This window comes from Sphingopyxis sp. 550B (assembly GCF_057401805.1).
On record NZ_CM171610.1, the window covers coordinates 2,081,635 to 2,096,606 of the forward strand.

Below are 14,972 nucleotides of genomic sequence, written 5' to 3' on the forward strand. Positions count from 1 at the left end.
GTCCCCCTGAACTTGTTTGGCGTATATGCTCTTCAGATACGTAAGAGCTTGTTCCCCGGCGAAAGCCGGGGTCAGATGGCATGGCGCTGTCCCGCGTGGACCCCGGCTTTCGCCGGGGAACGATGCCCCGTCGAAGAGGGAGAACCTCACCGGATTTGGAACGATCCGCCCTAGCCGTGCAGGCTCATCAGCGAGTCCATCAGCCCGTCGTCGGCGCTCGAGCAGACGCCGAGGACGAGCGCCTCCTCGCAACCTTCGCCGACGACATAGGCATGCCCCATCGTCGAATCGATATAAATGCCCTGACCCTGCTCGAGCGTGACCGGATCGTAGAATTCGCTGTGCACCTCGATCCGCCCCTCGATGACGAAGATGAATTCCTCCCCCTGATGGCGGACGAGTTCGCCGAACTCGCTGGCGCTGCGCGCGCGGATGCGGGTGATGATGGGGAGCATCCGCTTTTGCCGCAGATCGGTGCAAAGATAGTGATAATCGTAATTGTCGGTCGTGACGCGCACCGCCTTTTCCTTCGTGCCGATGCTGCGGCGGCCCGTGACGCGCGGCGCGCTCTCTTCCTCGCCCTCGGCGAAAAGATCCGACATGCGGATGTTGAGTCGCTGGCTGAGCTGCTGGAGCTTGTCGTAGCTCAGGGTCAGCCGGTCGTGCTCGACCTTCGACAGCGTCGACACGGGGATACCTGATTTCGCGCTCATTTCCTTGAGCGTCCAGCCGTTTCGCGAGCGAATTCCGCGCATCACCGCGCCGAGCGTCGGCGGGTTCGAACGGTCCGCCATCAGTTTTTCCATTCCATGTTTGACAATTTTCCAATCAGGATCATTATGTCCCCAATGGGCCAATAGGTGTTGGCTCCTTGGTAAGGGGTCGCGCGGCTCGCTGCAAGGTTTCAGAGGGCGCGCCAGAAAAAGGGGGAAAGCGATGCGTTTCATCCGAAAGGCCATGATCGGGCTCGCCGCGCTCGCCGCAGTGCCGCTCGCCGCACAGGGGCCGGTCCCGGCGCCGACCGTCAAGAAGGTCGAGGCGGCGCCGCTGCCGGCGGCGAAACCCGCTCAGGCGGCTACGCTCAGTTCGGCCGATCTCGAAGCCTTCCTCGACGGCTTCCTGCCCTACGCGCTCGAACGCGCGCGCATTCCAGGCGCGGTCGTCGTGGTCGTGCGCGGCGATCAGGTCGTGCTCGAAAAGGGCTATGGTTATGCCGACGTCGCCAAGCGCAAGCCCGTCCTGCCGGAGACCACGCTTTTCCGACCGGGATCGGTGTCGAAGCTCTTCACCTGGACCGCGGTGATGCAGCAGGTCGAGGCGGGCAAGCTCGACCTCGACAAGGATGTGAATGCCTATCTCGACTTCAAGATTCCGCCCTTCGAGGGCAAGCCGATCACGCTGCGCAACATCATGACGCATACGGCGGGCTTCGAGGAATCGGTCCGCCATCTGATCAGCAACGATCCGAAGGCGGTGATGACGCTCAAGCGGCAGATGCCGCTCGCGCTGCCGCAACGCGTCTTCGCGCCCGGCACGACGCCCGCCTATTCGAACTATGCCACCGCGCTCGCGGGCTATATCGTCGAGCGCGTCAGCGGCGAGCCGTTCGACGATTATATCGACAACCATATCTTCAGGCCGCTCGGCATGACGCATGCGACGTTCCGCCAGCCGCTTCCGAAGGCGCTCGCGCCCGACATGGCGGGCGGCTATCCCGACGTCACGCAAAAGGCGCGGCCGTTCGAGATGGTCATTCCGGCGCCGGCGGGCAGCCTGTCGGCGAGCGGCGCCGACATGGGCAAGTTCATGATCGCGCACCTCAATGACGGCGCGGGTCTGCTGAAGCCCGAAACCGCGAAGATGATGCACGATTTCAAGGCGCCCGGTGTCGGCCCGCTCAACAGCATGGCGCTCGGCTTCTACGAACAATGGGTCAACGGTCACCGTGCGATCGCGCATGGCGGCGATACCGTCTGGTTCCATTCCTATCTGTGGCTGTTCCCCGATGCCGACATCGGCGTCTTCATTTCGATGAACAGCCCGGGCAAGGAAGGCGCGGCGGGCGCGATCCGCAGCGCGCTGTTCCATAAATTCGCCGATCGCTACCTGCCGGGCGCGGAGAAGCCGGGGCAGGTCGACGCGAAGACCGCGCGGCAGCATGCCGAGATGATGGTCGGCCATTACGTCAGCAGCCGCGGTTCCTTCACCAATTTCATGAGCCTGTTCGGCCTGCTCGGCCAGCCCGCCGTGTCGCTGACCGAAGACGGCAAGATCACGGTACCGGGGCTCGAAGGCCTGAGCGCCGGGGCGCGCGACTGGGTCGAGGTCGAGCCTTTCGTGTGGCGCGACACGAACACGGGCGAACGTCTCGCCGCAGAGGTGAAGGACGGCCGCGTCGTGCGCTGGAGCCTTGATGCCGGATCGCCCTTCATGGTGTTCGAGCCCGCACCCGCCGGCGTCAACGCGGCATGGCTCAACCCGGCGCTCATCTTCGCGCTCGGCATCACGCTGCTTGCGGCGCTCGCCTGGCCGGTGCGCGCGTTGGTCCGGCGCAGCTTCGCTGCGAATTTCGTGCTCGAAGGCAAAGCGCTGCGCGCCTATCGCCTGTCGCGCGTCTTCGCGTGGCTGGTGCTGGCCGCGGTCATCGGCTGGGCGGGGCTCGTTGCCGTCTTCTCGGCCGATATCGGCAGCATCGGCGGCCCGCTCGACTGGTTGATCCACCTGCTGCGCATCCTGACGCCGGTCGCCGCCTTCGGCCTGCTGGCGGCGGCGGCGTGGCACCTGTGGCTCAGCATCCAGGGCAAGCGCCGCTGGACGATGAAGCTCGGCGCGGTGCTGCTGGTCCTCGCGGGGCTGGTCCTCGCCTGGGTGACGCTCGCCTTCCATCTCTATGGCTTCGGGATGGTCTATTGATGGCGACGCAGCCTGCACCCACCCTGGCGCTCGACCTGCGGGTCGAGCGCTTTCCCTATCACCAGCCGTTCCGCATTTCGGGCCATGTCTTCACCGAGACCGCGCTGCTCGTCGCCGAACTGTCGGACGGGACGCATGTCGGGCGCGGCGAGGGTGCCGGCGTCTATTATCTGGGCGACGACATCGATCATATGCTTGGCGAGGCGATGCGCGCGCGCGAGGCGATCGAGGGTGGCGCGACGCGCGGCGACCTGCAGCATCTCCTGCCGCCGGGCGGCGCGCGCAACGCGCTCGACTGCGCCTTCTGGGACCTGGAGGCGAAGCAGCAGAGCCGGCCGGTCTGGGACCTCGCCGGCCTCGACCCGCCGAAGGCGCTGCGCTCGACCCTGACGCTCGGCGCCGACGATCCGGAGGTCATGGCAAAGGCGGCGCTGGCAATCGACGCGCAGGCGCCGGTGAAGGTCAAGCTGACCGGCGATCTGGCCGACGATATCGCGCGCGTCTCCGCGATCCGCGCCGCGCGTCCCGACGCCTGGATCGGTGTCGATGCGAACCAGGGCTATGACATCCGGACGCTCGCCGACCTGTTGCCGGTGCTTGTCGAGATGCGCGTCGCGCAGCTCGAACAGCCGCTGCCGCGCGGACGCGAGGCCGATCTCGACGGTGTCAAGCGGCCGCTCCCCTTCGTCGCCGACGAAAGCGCGCTGTCGCTCGCCGACACCGCGTCGCTCGTCGGGCGTTTCGACGTCGTGAACATCAAGCTCGACAAGTGCGGCGGGCTGACCGAAGGGCTCGCGATCGCGCGGCAGGCGCGGACGCTCGGCCTCGACGTGATGGTCGGCAACATGATGGGGACCAGCCTGTCGATGGCGCCCTCCTACCTCGTCGGGCAGCTTTGCGACATCGTCGACCTCGACGGGCCGACCTTCCTCGCGCGCGACCGCGATCCCGGCGTCGAATATCGCGGCGGCAGGATCCATTGTCCCGCCGGCATTTGGGGTGACTGACAAATTTATGTCCTAAACGGGTTGACAATTTTCTGATTAGGACAATAGTCTAGAAATCGAAATTTCCTGGGTGGAGGATGGAATGACGCGATCATTCCGGGTAACGCGCCGCGCGGCCATCGCGGGCGCGGTCGGTGCCGCTTTGTCCGCGCCGATGATCAACAGGGGCATCTATGCCTTCGCGGCCGATCCGGCGCACGCCTATTCGCGCCGTGCGGTCGACCTCGTCGCATCGTCGCTGGTCATCGACATGCTGGCACCGCTCAAGATCACGACGTCGCCCGCCTATGTCGCGCATCGCCTGACCGACGCCGAAGCCGCCGAATTCCGCGCCAGCGGCATCACCGGCTTTCACAACGCCTATGGCCTTGGCGGCCCCGGCGCGAAGGCGCAGGCGCTCGAATATATGGCCGGCTGGCAGGGTTTCGTCGGGCGCAACAGTCACGTCTTCACGCTCGTCGACACCGCCGACGATCTCGACCGGGCGAAGAGGGACGGCAAATGCGCCGTCATCATGGGCATCCAGAACGCCGACCAGTTCGAGGCGGTCGAGGATGTCGCGACCTTCCGCCGCCTCGGCCTGCGCTGCGCGCAGCTCACCTACAACAGCCAGAACATGATCGGGTCGGGCAGCACCGATCGCGTCGACGGCGGCGTCAGCGACTATGGCGCGGCGATCATCGCGGCGATGGAGGCGGAGCGCATGCTCGTCGACGTGTCGCATTGCGGCGACCGGACGACCCTCGACGCGATTGCGATCGCGCGGGGGCCGATCGCGATCACCCACAGCAATGCCCGCGCGATCGCCGGCCATCCGCGTGCCAAGGCCGACGAGGCGATCCGCGCGCTCGCGGCGAAGGGCGGGGTGATGGGAATCACCGGGGTGCGGATGTTCGTGCGCGCGACCGACCCGACCGACGTCGGGCATATGGCGGACCATGTCGACCATGTCGCGAAGCTGGTCGGGGTCGAGCATGTCGGCATCGGCTCGGACGCTGACCTCAACGGCTATGACGACATGAAGCCCGACGAATATGCGCTGCTGAAAGCGGGCTACAAGGGCAGCTACGCCTTTCGCGACAAGATCGACATCGATGGATTCGACCATCCGCGCAAGGTCTTCGACCTGACCGAGGAACTGATCCGCCGGGGCTATTCCAACGACAACATCGGGGCCGTGCTCGGGGGCAACTTCCGCCGCCTGCTCGCCCAAGTCTGGGGGTAAGACGATGAAAAAGAGGTATTTTGTTGCGGTCAGCCTGATCGCTCTGACGACCGCGGTCCCCGCGCAGGCGCAGGAGGCAGCGGCGACCGGAAGTAGCGGCGAGATCGTCGTCACCGCACAGAAGCGCGTGCAGAACGTGCAGGACGTGCCGATCGCGATCAGCGTCGTCGCGGGCGAGGAACTGCAGGAGCAGGGCTCGGCCTCGCTCGTCGACTATGCGGGCTATGTTCCCGGGATGAACGTCAGCAACAGCGGCACGCCCGGCCAGACGACGATCACCCTGCGCGGCGTCGCGCCGCTCAACGCGGGCCAGACCGTCGGCATCTATCTCGACGACGCGCCGGTCGGATCGAGCGCGCTCTACAACCGCGCCGGGCAGTTCACGATCGACCTGATGCCCTATGACCTCGAACGCATCGAGGTGCTCAAGGGGCCGCAGGGGACGCTCTACGGCGCGAGCTCGATCGGCGGGCTGGTCAAATATGTCACCGTCCAGCCGGACGCGCGGGCGTTCCGCGTGCGCGCCGGGATCGAAGGCTTTGGCATCAAGGGCGGCGACGGTCTCGGCTGGGGCGGGCAGGCGTTCGTCAACGTCCCGGTCGTCGAGGACCAGCTGGCGGTCACCGGCAGCTTCGCCTGGCGCAGCACCCCGGGATGGGTCGGCAGCGTCAACAATGCCGCGCTGAAGGACCAGAATGATTATGAGCAGCGCGGCGGCCGCGTCGCGCTGTTGTGGCAGCCGACGGCCGAACTCAGCGTGAAGCTGGCGGGCATCTGGCAATCGCTCGATTCCGACGGCAACGGGATTTATGCCGCCGACCTCACCGGCGTGCGGCTCGGCGACGGGCGCTCGTACAACAATTACGTCCCCGAATCCTACGACATCGACCTCGATTATTATTCGGCGACGATCGATTATGATTTCGGCGCCGCGACGCTGACCTCGGCGACGACCTACAGCAAGACGCAGAGCCGCCAGCTTCAGGACGCGAGCTATGCCTTCGGCGTGCTCTTCCCGTTCATCACCGATCCGCCGATCGACGCCGGCATCACGCCCTTCCATCTCGACCTCGGGCTCCGCAAATGGACCCAGGAACTGCGGCTCGCCTCGCCGAGCGGTGGCCGCTTCGAATGGATGATCGGCGGCTTCTACACCGACGAGAAAACCAGCAATGCGCAGCTCGTGCATTCCTATGACATGGACGGCAATCTGATCGCTTCGCTCGATCCGCTCGCGACCGTGGGCCTGCCCGCGACCTACAAGGAATATGCGGTCTTCGGGAACGGCACCTTCAAGTTCAGCGACCGGTTCGAAATCACCGCCGGGTTGCGCTGGGCGCGCAACGAGCAGACCTTCCGCCAGATCAGTTCGGGCGCGATTGTCCCGTCCGCCGACGATCCGGGCACCTCGGCCGAGAGCGTGTGGACCTTCTCGGTCAGCCCGCAGTTCCACATCACCCCGGATGCGATGCTCTATGCGCGCGTCGCGACCGGCTATCGGCCCGGCGGCCCGAACGTCATCGTCCCCAACGTCCCGCCGAGCGTCGATGCCGACCGCATGACCAATTACGAGGTCGGGCTGAAGGCCGACCTAGCCGACCGGGCGGTGACGATCGACGTCGCGGGGTTCTGGATGGACTGGACCGACATCCAGGTCACGCGCGCCTTCGGCGGCGTGTCGGGCGGCGCGAACGGCGGCAAGGCGACCAGCAAGGGTTTCGAAGGCAATATCGCGTTCCGTCCCGTGCCGGGGCTGACGATCACCGCGACGGGCAGCTACACCGACGCCGGGCTCAGCGAGGATGTGCCCGAGATCAGCGGCGTCGACGGCGACCGCCTGCCCGCGGTACCCAGGTTCAGCGGCGCGCTGCGCGCCGACTATGAATTCGGGCTCGGCGGCGGCACGCGGGGCAGCTTCGGCGCGGGCATCCGCCATGCGAGCAGCCGGCTCTCGCTGGTCGAGAGCGACCCGCTCGTCGCGCGTGCCAGACCCTATACGTCGGTCGATCTCAACGCGTCGCTGGTGTTCGACGACCACTGGACGCTGCGGGCCTATGCGCGCAATCTGCTCGACAACAAGGGCGAGATGGCGCGCACGACGATGGCCGACGGACTCAACCGGCCGAGTTTCCTCGCCATCTCGCCGTTGCAGCCCCGGACGATCGGCGTCGCGCTCGACATGGCCTTTTGACGCGAACGGAGTGAAAAAGATGAATGCCCCCCTCGGCAGGCTGGCCGACAGCCTGACACTGCCGCAACCCTATCTCCTGTTCCTCGGCGATACGACCGAGGCGGGCTATGCCAAGACCGCCTTCGGCCTCGCCGACTGGGCCGCGGACCGCTGCGTCGGCGAATGGTCGGCGCCCGGCTGCACGGTCAGCACCGGCCTGCCGCGCCTGTCGCCCGCCGATGCCCGCGCGGCCGGGGCCCGGTCGCTGGTGATCGGCGTTGCGAACCAGGGGGGCGTCATCGGCGATACGTGGGTGGCGGTGCTGGTCGAGGCGATGGAGGCCGGGCTCGACATCGTCAGCGGCCTGCACACCAGGCTGACGAGCGTTCCCGCGCTCGTCGAGGCCGCCCGGCGGACCGGGCGGCGGCTGATCGACGTCCGCACCCCGCCGCCGACGATCCCCATCGGCAACGGGCGCAAGCGCAGCGGCAAGCGGCTGCTCACCGTCGGCACCGATTGCGCGCTCGGCAAGAAATATACCGCGCTGGCGCTGCACCGGGCCTTTCGCGAACGCGGCATCGACGCCGACTTTCGCGCCACCGGCCAGACCGGCATCATGATCGCCGGCGGCGGCGTGCCGATGGACGCGGTGGTTTCGGATTTCGAGGCCGGGGCGGCGGAAATGCTCAGCCCCGACGCGCCCGACGACCATTGGGACCTGATCGAGGGGCAGGGATCGATCTTCAACCCCGCCTATGCCGCGGTGTCGCTCGGCCTGCTGCACGGCAGCCAGCCCGACGTGTTCGTCGTCTGCCACGACCCGACCCGCAAGGTGATCCTGGGAATGGAGAATTTCGCCCTGCCGAGCATCGAGGAGGTGATCGACCTGACAGTCCGGCTCGGCAGCCGCACCAATCCCGCGATCCGCTGCGGCGGTGTCAGCCTCAACACCTCGATCTTCGACGCCGACGGCGCCGAAGCGCTGATGGCGGCCGAGCGCAACCGGCTCGGCCTGCCGGTCGCCGACCCGATCCGCGGCGGTCCGGGCTTCGCCGCGCTCGTGGACGCCATTCTCGCATGACGGCGGGCGCGGCGAACCCCAACTGGTTCCAGCGCTTCCTGCTCCCTGGCTTCGCGCTGAAAGCCGTCATCATCGGCGGCGGCTATGCGACGGGGCGCGAGCTTGCCGAATATTTCGTGCCCTCGGGGCCGTGGGGCGGGCTCGCCGCGATGCTGCTCGCGACCGGCATCTGGAGCGTCATCGCCGCGCTGACCTTCGCGCTCGCGCGCCAACTCGGCGCATATGATTATCGCGCCTTCTTCAAGGGGCTTCTCGGCCCCGCCTGGGTCGCGTTCGAGGCGGCCTATATCGTCTTCGTCATCTTGATCCTCGCAGTGTTCGGCGCGGCGGCGGCGGCGATCGGCGCCGCCACCTTCGGCTGGCCCGAATGGGCGGGATCGGCGCTGCTGGCGGTGGCGATCGTCGCGGTCACCGCCTGGGGGACGGGCGCCGTCGAGCAGATGTTCAAATATGTCTCGATCCTTCTCTATACCGTCTACGGCCTGTTCCTGATCCTTGCGCTCGCCAGCTTCGGCGGGCTGATCGGGCAGGGGTTCGCCGCCGCGCCGCCGCCATCGGCAGGCTGGATGGCGGGGGGCATCACCTATGCGAGCTACAATATCGTCGGCGCGGTGGTTATCCTGCCGGTGCTGCGACATCTGACCAGCCAGCGCGACGCGGTCGTCGCGGGGCTGATCGCGGGGCCGCTGTCGATGCTGCCGGCGATCCTCTTCTTCGTCGCGATGATCGCCTTCTATCCCGCGATCGGGGCAGAGACCCTGCCGTCCGATTTCCTGCTGCGCCAGATGAAGGTGCCGGGCTTTCACATCCTGTTCCAGATGATGATCCTCGCGGCGCTGCTCGAAAGTGGCGCGGGCGCGGTGCACGCGATCAACGAGCGTATCTCGGGCGCGGTCGAGAGCCGGGGTCGGCCTGCGCTCGGCGCCGGCGCGCGGGCGCTGATCGGCGCGGTGATCCTGACCGGCTGCATGTTCGTCGCGGGCGAGATCGGCCTCGTCGAGCTCATCGCCAGCGGATACCGCTTCCTCGCCTGGCTGTTTCTCGCCGTCTTTGTCGTGCCGCTCATCACTCTCGGCACCTGGCGCCTGCTGCGTCCGTCGTCTGCTCCTCGAAGGGAGGTCTTGCCATGAAACCCGTTCGCCTGCTTGCCCTGTCGCTGCTGCTGTCGGCGGCCGCGCCCGTCTGGGCCGACCCGCCCGCCGACATTGGCGAAAGCGTCGAGGTGCTGCGGCAGAAGGTCGGCGCGCCCGGCGTCTCGATCGCGATCGTCGAGGACGGCAGGACCACGCTCGCGCGCGGCTGGGGCGTTCGCAAGCTCGGCGAGAGCGCGCCCATCGACGGTCAGACGATCTTCCAGACCGGATCGACCGGCAAGGCGATGACCGCCGCGGCGCTCGCGGTGCTCGTCGACGAAGGTCGGATCGGGTGGGACGACCCGGTGATCGAGCATATGCCGTGGTTCCGGATGTACGACCCGTGGGTAACGCGCGAGATCACGATCCGCGACCTGCTCGTCCACCGCAGCGGACTGGGACTGGGGCAGGGCGACCTGATGTTCGTGCCGCGCACCAGCCTGACCCGCAGGCAGACCGCCGAACGCGTCGCGTTCCTCAAGCCCCGGACGAGCTTCCGTTCGGCCTATGCCTATGACAATATCCTCTATGCGGTCGCGGGGCAGTTGATCGAGGAGGTCACTGGTCAGACCTGGGAGGATTTCACCCGCGAGCGCGTGCTGCGCGCGGGCGGCATGAAGAATGCGACGAGCGACAGCGAAGACCGCTTCCGCATCGCGAACCGGAGCTGGCCGCACGCGCGCCTGTCGGGCGTGCTGCGCGGGATCGGGCCGCAGCAGGCGCTCGACGAGCGCGACGAGCTCGGCCGCAACGGCGCGCCCGCGGGCGGCCTCGCGCTCAGCGCCGAAGATATGGCGGCGTGGCTCAATATCCAGCTCGCGCACGGCGCGCTCCCCGACGGCAAGCGATTGTTCAGCGAGAAGCAGGCGGCCGAGATGTGGGCGCCGGTGACACCGATGCCGATCACCCCGCTGCCCGATACGCTGAAACCCGCGCAGCCGACGCAGCAGGCCTATGCGCTCGGCTGGCAGGTGCAGGACTATCGCGGCCACCGCATCATCCAGCATAGCGGCGGCGTTTTCGGGTCGATCACCCGCGTCGTGATGATCCCCGACAAGAATGTCGGTTTCGCGATCATGATGAACAGCGAGGACAGCGGCATGCTGCTCGGCCTGACCTACGAACTGCTAGACCATTATCTGGACCAGCCCGACTATGGCTGGACCCGGAAATGGGAGGATTGGTATCAGGCGCGGCTCGCGGGTGGGGTCGAATATCTCAAGCAGGCGAAGGCGTCGCCCGCCAAATCGGGCCCGTCGCTGCCGCTCGCGGGCTATGCGGGGCGCTACCGCGATCCCTGGTATGGCGACGTCGTGATCGGGGCGGGCGCGAAGGGGCTGAGCATCGACTTCACCTCGACGCCGCGGATGGCGGGGCGCCTCAAGCATTGGCAGTATGACAGCTTTGTCACCGATTTCGACGATCCGGCGATAGAGCCCGCCTATGTCACCTTCGCGCTCGATGCCGGGGGCAAGGTGACCGGGGTGACGATGAAAGCGGTCAGCCAGATCGCCGATTTCAGTTGGGACTATCACGACCTCGACCTGAAGCCTGTGGAGGACAAGAAGTGAAACGCATCGCCATTCTGCTCGGCGCGACCGCGCTCGCCGCCTGTTCGACCGGCGGCGACAAGCCGAAGGCCGCCGAGGCACCGCTGCACAGCCGGATGCTCGTGCTCGACACCCACCTCGACACGCCGCTCCATTTCGATCGGCAGGGATGGAATTTCGCCGACCGCCACATCCTCGCGACCGACCTGTCGCAACTCGACATCCCGCGGATGAAGGACGGCAATCTCGATGGCGGCTTCTTCGCCATCTACACCGATCAGGGACCGCTGACCGCGGCGGGCTATGCCGCCGCGCTCGCGCACGCTCGCAAGCGTTCGGACAGCATCGACCGGATGATCGCCGCCAACAGCGGCGCCATCGGCGCGGCGCGCACCGCCGACGATGCGCGGCGGCTCGACAGGGAAGGCAAGCTGATCGCCTTCAAGTCGATAGAGAACAGCTATCCGCTGGGCGAGGACCTGTCGCTGCTCAGCGAGTTCTACGACAAGGGCGTGCGTCTCGCGGGGCCGGTGCACGGGCTCAACAACCAGTTCGCCGACAGCGCGACCGACAAGCCGCGCTGGAACGGCCTCAGCCCGCTCGGCGAAAAGTGGGTGGCCGAGATGAACCGGCTCGGTATCGTCATCGACGCGAGCCATTCGTCCGATGCAACCTTCGATCAACTGCTCGCGCTGTCGAAATATCCGATCCTGCTTTCGCATTCGAGCCTGCGTTCGGCGCATAATCACCCGCGCAACCTCGACGAGGGGCGGCTGAAGGCGCTTGCGGCGAAGGGCGGCGCGATGTGCATCTCGACCATCTACATGTCGGAGATGAAGATGTCGCCGCCGCGCGCGAAGCTGTTCGCCGACTATGAGCGGATCGGCGAACTGGCCCCCGAAGCGCAGGCCGAACTGACGCGCCAGTGGCGCGAACTCGACAAGACCGAAACGATGTGGGCGGCGGACTTCGAGGATTATATGAAGATGGTGCTGCGCGCGATCGAGGTCGGCGGCGTCGATCATGTCTGCTTCGGAGCTGACTGGGACGGCGGCGGCGGGCTGAAGGGGATCGAGGATATTTCGGCGCTGCCGAAGGTCACCGAACGGCTGAAGCAGGCAGGCTATTCGGACGCCGATATCGAGAAGATGTGGAGCGGCAACATCCTGCGCGTCCTGGCCACACAGGGGAAGTAGCCGCCGGCGGTTATTTTTCGGGCCGTGGTCGCGGTTGCTTGAACAGCGCCGACGCCAGCGCGATCTTGCCCGTCCAGGTCTTGCCATAAGTCGGCGGGCGCGGCGCGGAGATGCGGTGATCCGGTTTGCCGGCATGCCCGTGACCTATGGCGTCAACATGAGTTTCAAGTTCCGATAGGCGCCCGCATTTGGCGCGGCGGCAGCCGTGCGCCATTCCCGCTTCGTGGCCGGACGCGGACGAAGCCCGCTTCCGGCCATTCGACCGTTCTCCGTCCGGTAAGGCGATGTCGAGATCGACATAGAGCAGGCCGAGTTCACCATAGCGGTCAAACCTCCCTCTCATGCTATGATCGGTCGGCGCAGCCGGCGCGCGGCTCATGGCGACGGAGGAGGACGCATGGCGAAGCATCGCATCTATTCGGTCAGCGTCGCGAGCGTTTATCCCCACTATATCGCCAAGGCGGAGAAAAAGGGGCGCACCAGGGCCGAGGTGGACGAGATCATCCGTTGGCTGACGGGATACAGCCAGAAGGCGCTGGACGATCGACTGGCGAAGCAGACGAGCTTCGAGGATTTCTTCGCCCAGGCGCCTCGAATGAATCCCTTGCGATCGCTGGTTACGGGCGTGATTTGCGGCGTTCGTCTCGAAGAGATTCAGGAGTCGACGATGCGGGAGATCCGTTATCTCGACAAGCTCGTCGACGAACTGGCCCGCGGGAAGGCCATGGCGAAAATCCTGCGCGGATAGTTCGAAGGAACTGCCCGGGTTCATCAGCCTTACCTTGCGTTGCGATCAATCTTGATCGACTTTTTCGATGAGAATGACGATTTTTATGAAGCTGATGAATTGAGCTTGCCGGTCTAACAGGGGGTATCGCCATTTCGAGAGGAGGAACTGCCATGACCAAGACGCATCCCGACGCCGGCCAGTGCCCGGTTTCCCATCTGACGACGGCATTCGGCGCGCCCGTGCCCGACAATCAGGACAGCCTGACCGCCGGCCCGCGCGGCCCGTTGCTCGCCCAGGACGTGTGGCTCAACGAGAAACTCGCCAATTTCGTGCGTGAGGTGATCCCGGAGCGGCGCATGCACGCCAAGGGTTCGGGCGCCTTCGGCACCTTCACCGTGACTCACGACATCAGCCGCTACACCCGCGCGAAAATCTTCAGCGAAGTGGGCAAGAAGACCGAGATGTTCGCGCGCTTCACCACCGTCGCGGGCGAGCGCGGCGCGGCCGACGCCGAGCGCGACATCCGCGGCTTCGCGCTGAAATTCTACACCGAGGAAGGCAATTGGGACATGGTGGGGAACAACACCCCGGTCTTCTTCCTGCGCGACCCGCGCAAATTCCCCGACCTCAACAAGGCGGTGAAGCGCGACCCGCGCACCAACATGCGCAGCGCCACCAACAACTGGGATTTCTGGACGCTGCTGCCCGAGGCGTTCCACCAGGTGACCGTCGTGATGTCCGACCGCGGCATCCCGAAAAGCTATCGCCACATGCACGGTTTCGGCAGCCACACCTACAGCTTCTGGAACGAGGCGGGCGAGCGCTTCTGGGTCAAGTTCCACTTCAGGACCCAGCAGGGCATCGCGAACCTGACCGATGCGGAGGCGGCGGCGCTGGTCGGCGGCGACCGCGAATCGCACCAGCGCGACCTGTACGAGGCGATCGAGCGCGGCGATTTCCCGAAATGGACGATGTATGTCCAGATCATGCCGGAGGCCGATGCCGAGACCTATCGCTTCCACCCCTTCGACCTGACCAAAGTGTGGTACAAGGCGGACTATCCGCTGATCGAGGTCGGTGAGTTCGAACTCAACCGCAATCCGGACAATTTCTTCGCCGATGTCGAACAGAGCGCTTTCGCGCCGTCAAACCTGGTGCCGGGAATCGGCGTGTCGCCCGACCGGATGCTGCAGGCGCGCCTGTTCAACTATGCCGATGCCCAGCGTTACCGGCTCGGGGTCAACTATCACCAGATTCCGGTCAACGCCGCGCGCTGCCCGGTGATGAGCAACCAGCGCGACGGCGCGGGACGGGTCGACGGCAATTACGGCAGCCGCCCGCATTACGAGCCGAACAGCTTCGGCCAGTGGCAGCAGCAGCCCGACTATGGCGAACCGCCGCTGCGCATCAGCGGCGACGCGGCGCACTGGAATTTCCGCGACGACGACGATGATTATTTCACCCAGCCGCGCAAGCTGTTCCAGCAGATGCGCCCGGAGCAACAGCAGGTGCTGTTCGACAATACGGCGCGGGCGATGGGCGATGCGCCGGCCTTCATCAAGCAGCGGCACATCGACAATTGCACCCGCTGCGACCCCGCCTATGGGGCCGGCGTCGCCGCGGCGCTGGGGATGACCGTCCGGCCTGCGGCCGAATTGCCGGCCGAGCCCGAAACGCCGCCGCAGAATTCGCGGCGTCAGGCTGCAACGATCGGGGGCTGACCGAAGCCGTCCTCCGACGCCGGCCGGGCAAGCGATCTCCGGCCATCGGCAAGGCAAGCCGATGGCTGGAGGTCGCTCCGACGCCTACGGCTCCTCACAAAGACGGTGATCCTTCCGGCCGCCAGCAGCGGACAGCTATCGAAGTTGACCGGCCTCATTTCGCGGAATTTGAGAGGATTTGCGACAATCTCTCTGTTGCTATTGAGAATCGTTCTGGATAGGGCGACTGCCATCGCGCTGTGCAAC

The 14,972-nt window shown here is 66.2% G+C and carries 12 protein-coding genes; 10 read left to right on the plus strand and 2 right to left on the minus strand.

What is annotated here, in order from left to right:
- Window positions 1–170 precede the first annotated feature (170 nt).
- Entirely contained in the window at window positions 171–794 is a 624-nt protein-coding gene (locus tag AC2S9W_RS09645) for a helix-turn-helix domain-containing protein (protein WP_067106306.1), read from the minus strand.
- Window positions 795–936: 142 nt separating this feature from the next.
- Between AC2S9W_RS09645 and AC2S9W_RS09650 the strand changes: the two genes are divergently transcribed.
- The 8 genes from AC2S9W_RS09650 (at window position 937) to AC2S9W_RS09685 (ending at window position 12,275) form a co-directional block, all read left to right on the plus strand.
- Window positions 937–2,913: a serine hydrolase domain-containing protein gene (locus AC2S9W_RS09650; RefSeq protein ID WP_076074712.1), complete on the plus strand. Its 1,977-nt coding sequence runs from the start codon at window positions 937–939 to the stop codon at window positions 2,911–2,913.
- Window positions 2,913–3,920 (plus strand): dipeptide epimerase, encoded by a 1,008-nt coding sequence (locus AC2S9W_RS09655; RefSeq protein ID WP_076074714.1) that lies wholly within the window; start codon window positions 2,913–2,915, stop codon window positions 3,918–3,920. Before AC2S9W_RS09650 ends, AC2S9W_RS09655 begins: the two co-directional genes overlap by 1 nt.
- A gap of 82 nt (window positions 3,921–4,002) precedes the next feature.
- Complete coding sequence (locus tag AC2S9W_RS09660; RefSeq protein ID WP_104959468.1) at window positions 4,003–5,145, plus strand: dipeptidase; 1,143 nt, start codon at window positions 4,003–4,005, stop codon at window positions 5,143–5,145.
- A 4-nt stretch (window positions 5,146–5,149) separates the two neighbouring features.
- On the plus strand, window positions 5,150–7,336 hold the full coding sequence (locus AC2S9W_RS09665) for a TonB-dependent receptor (RefSeq protein WP_083675052.1): 2,187 nt from the start codon (window positions 5,150–5,152) through the stop codon (window positions 7,334–7,336).
- A 19-nt stretch (window positions 7,337–7,355) separates the two neighbouring features.
- Entirely contained in the window at window positions 7,356–8,396 is a 1,041-nt protein-coding gene (locus AC2S9W_RS09670; protein WP_076074716.1) for an N-acetyltransferase DgcN family protein, read from the plus strand.
- Window positions 8,393–9,526 (plus strand): YkvI family membrane protein, encoded by a 1,134-nt coding sequence (locus AC2S9W_RS09675; RefSeq protein WP_076074717.1) that lies wholly within the window; start codon window positions 8,393–8,395, stop codon window positions 9,524–9,526. Before AC2S9W_RS09670 ends, AC2S9W_RS09675 begins: the two co-directional genes overlap by 4 nt.
- Window positions 9,523–11,100 (plus strand): serine hydrolase, encoded by a 1,578-nt coding sequence (locus AC2S9W_RS09680; protein WP_076074719.1) that lies wholly within the window; start codon window positions 9,523–9,525, stop codon window positions 11,098–11,100. The genes AC2S9W_RS09675 and AC2S9W_RS09680 overlap by 4 nt, the downstream gene beginning before the upstream one ends.
- Window positions 11,097–12,275, plus strand: coding sequence for a dipeptidase (locus tag AC2S9W_RS09685; RefSeq protein WP_076074720.1), 1,179 nt, complete (start codon window positions 11,097–11,099; stop codon window positions 12,273–12,275). Before AC2S9W_RS09680 ends, AC2S9W_RS09685 begins: the two co-directional genes overlap by 4 nt.
- 10 nt (window positions 12,276–12,285) lie before the next feature.
- On the opposite strand, the gene AC2S9W_RS09690 is transcribed toward AC2S9W_RS09685, so the two are convergent.
- Window positions 12,286–12,654, minus strand: coding sequence for a hypothetical protein (locus AC2S9W_RS09690; RefSeq protein ID WP_207797378.1), 369 nt, complete (start codon window positions 12,652–12,654; stop codon window positions 12,286–12,288).
- A gap of 18 nt (window positions 12,655–12,672) precedes the next feature.
- On the opposite strand from AC2S9W_RS09690, the gene AC2S9W_RS09695 reads away from it, so the two are divergent.
- Together AC2S9W_RS09695 and AC2S9W_RS09700 are read left to right on the plus strand one after the other, a co-directional pair.
- A complete protein-coding gene (locus AC2S9W_RS09695; protein ID WP_076074722.1) occupies window positions 12,673–13,023 on the plus strand; it encodes a DUF2200 domain-containing protein in 351 nt (116 codons plus the stop codon).
- A 152-nt stretch (window positions 13,024–13,175) separates the two neighbouring features.
- Window positions 13,176–14,726: a catalase gene (locus AC2S9W_RS09700; protein ID WP_067106253.1), complete on the plus strand. Its 1,551-nt coding sequence runs from the start codon at window positions 13,176–13,178 to the stop codon at window positions 14,724–14,726.
- Window positions 14,727–14,972: the final 246 nt, after the last annotated feature.

Coding starts and splice junctions, on each gene's coding strand:
- AC2S9W_RS09645 (WP_067106306.1), bottom strand. CDS start 794: ATGGCGGACCGTTCGAACCCGCCGACGCTCGGCGCGGTGATGCGCGGA.
- AC2S9W_RS09650 (WP_076074712.1), top strand. CDS start 937: ATGCGTTTCATCCGAAAGGCCATGATCGGGCTCGCCGCGCTCGCCGCA.
- AC2S9W_RS09655 (WP_076074714.1), top strand. CDS start 2,913: ATGGCGACGCAGCCTGCACCCACCCTGGCGCTCGACCTGCGGGTCGAG.
- AC2S9W_RS09660 (WP_104959468.1), top strand. CDS start 4,003: ATGACGCGATCATTCCGGGTAACGCGCCGCGCGGCCATCGCGGGCGCG.
- AC2S9W_RS09665 (WP_083675052.1), top strand. CDS start 5,150: ATGAAAAAGAGGTATTTTGTTGCGGTCAGCCTGATCGCTCTGACGACC.
- AC2S9W_RS09670 (WP_076074716.1), top strand. CDS start 7,356: ATGAATGCCCCCCTCGGCAGGCTGGCCGACAGCCTGACACTGCCGCAA.
- AC2S9W_RS09675 (WP_076074717.1), top strand. CDS start 8,393: ATGACGGCGGGCGCGGCGAACCCCAACTGGTTCCAGCGCTTCCTGCTC.
- AC2S9W_RS09680 (WP_076074719.1), top strand. CDS start 9,523: ATGAAACCCGTTCGCCTGCTTGCCCTGTCGCTGCTGCTGTCGGCGGCC.
- AC2S9W_RS09690 (WP_207797378.1), bottom strand. CDS start 12,654: ATGAGCCGCGCGCCGGCTGCGCCGACCGATCATAGCATGAGAGGGAGG.
- AC2S9W_RS09695 (WP_076074722.1), top strand. CDS start 12,673: ATGGCGAAGCATCGCATCTATTCGGTCAGCGTCGCGAGCGTTTATCCC.
- AC2S9W_RS09700 (WP_067106253.1), top strand. CDS start 13,176: ATGACCAAGACGCATCCCGACGCCGGCCAGTGCCCGGTTTCCCATCTG.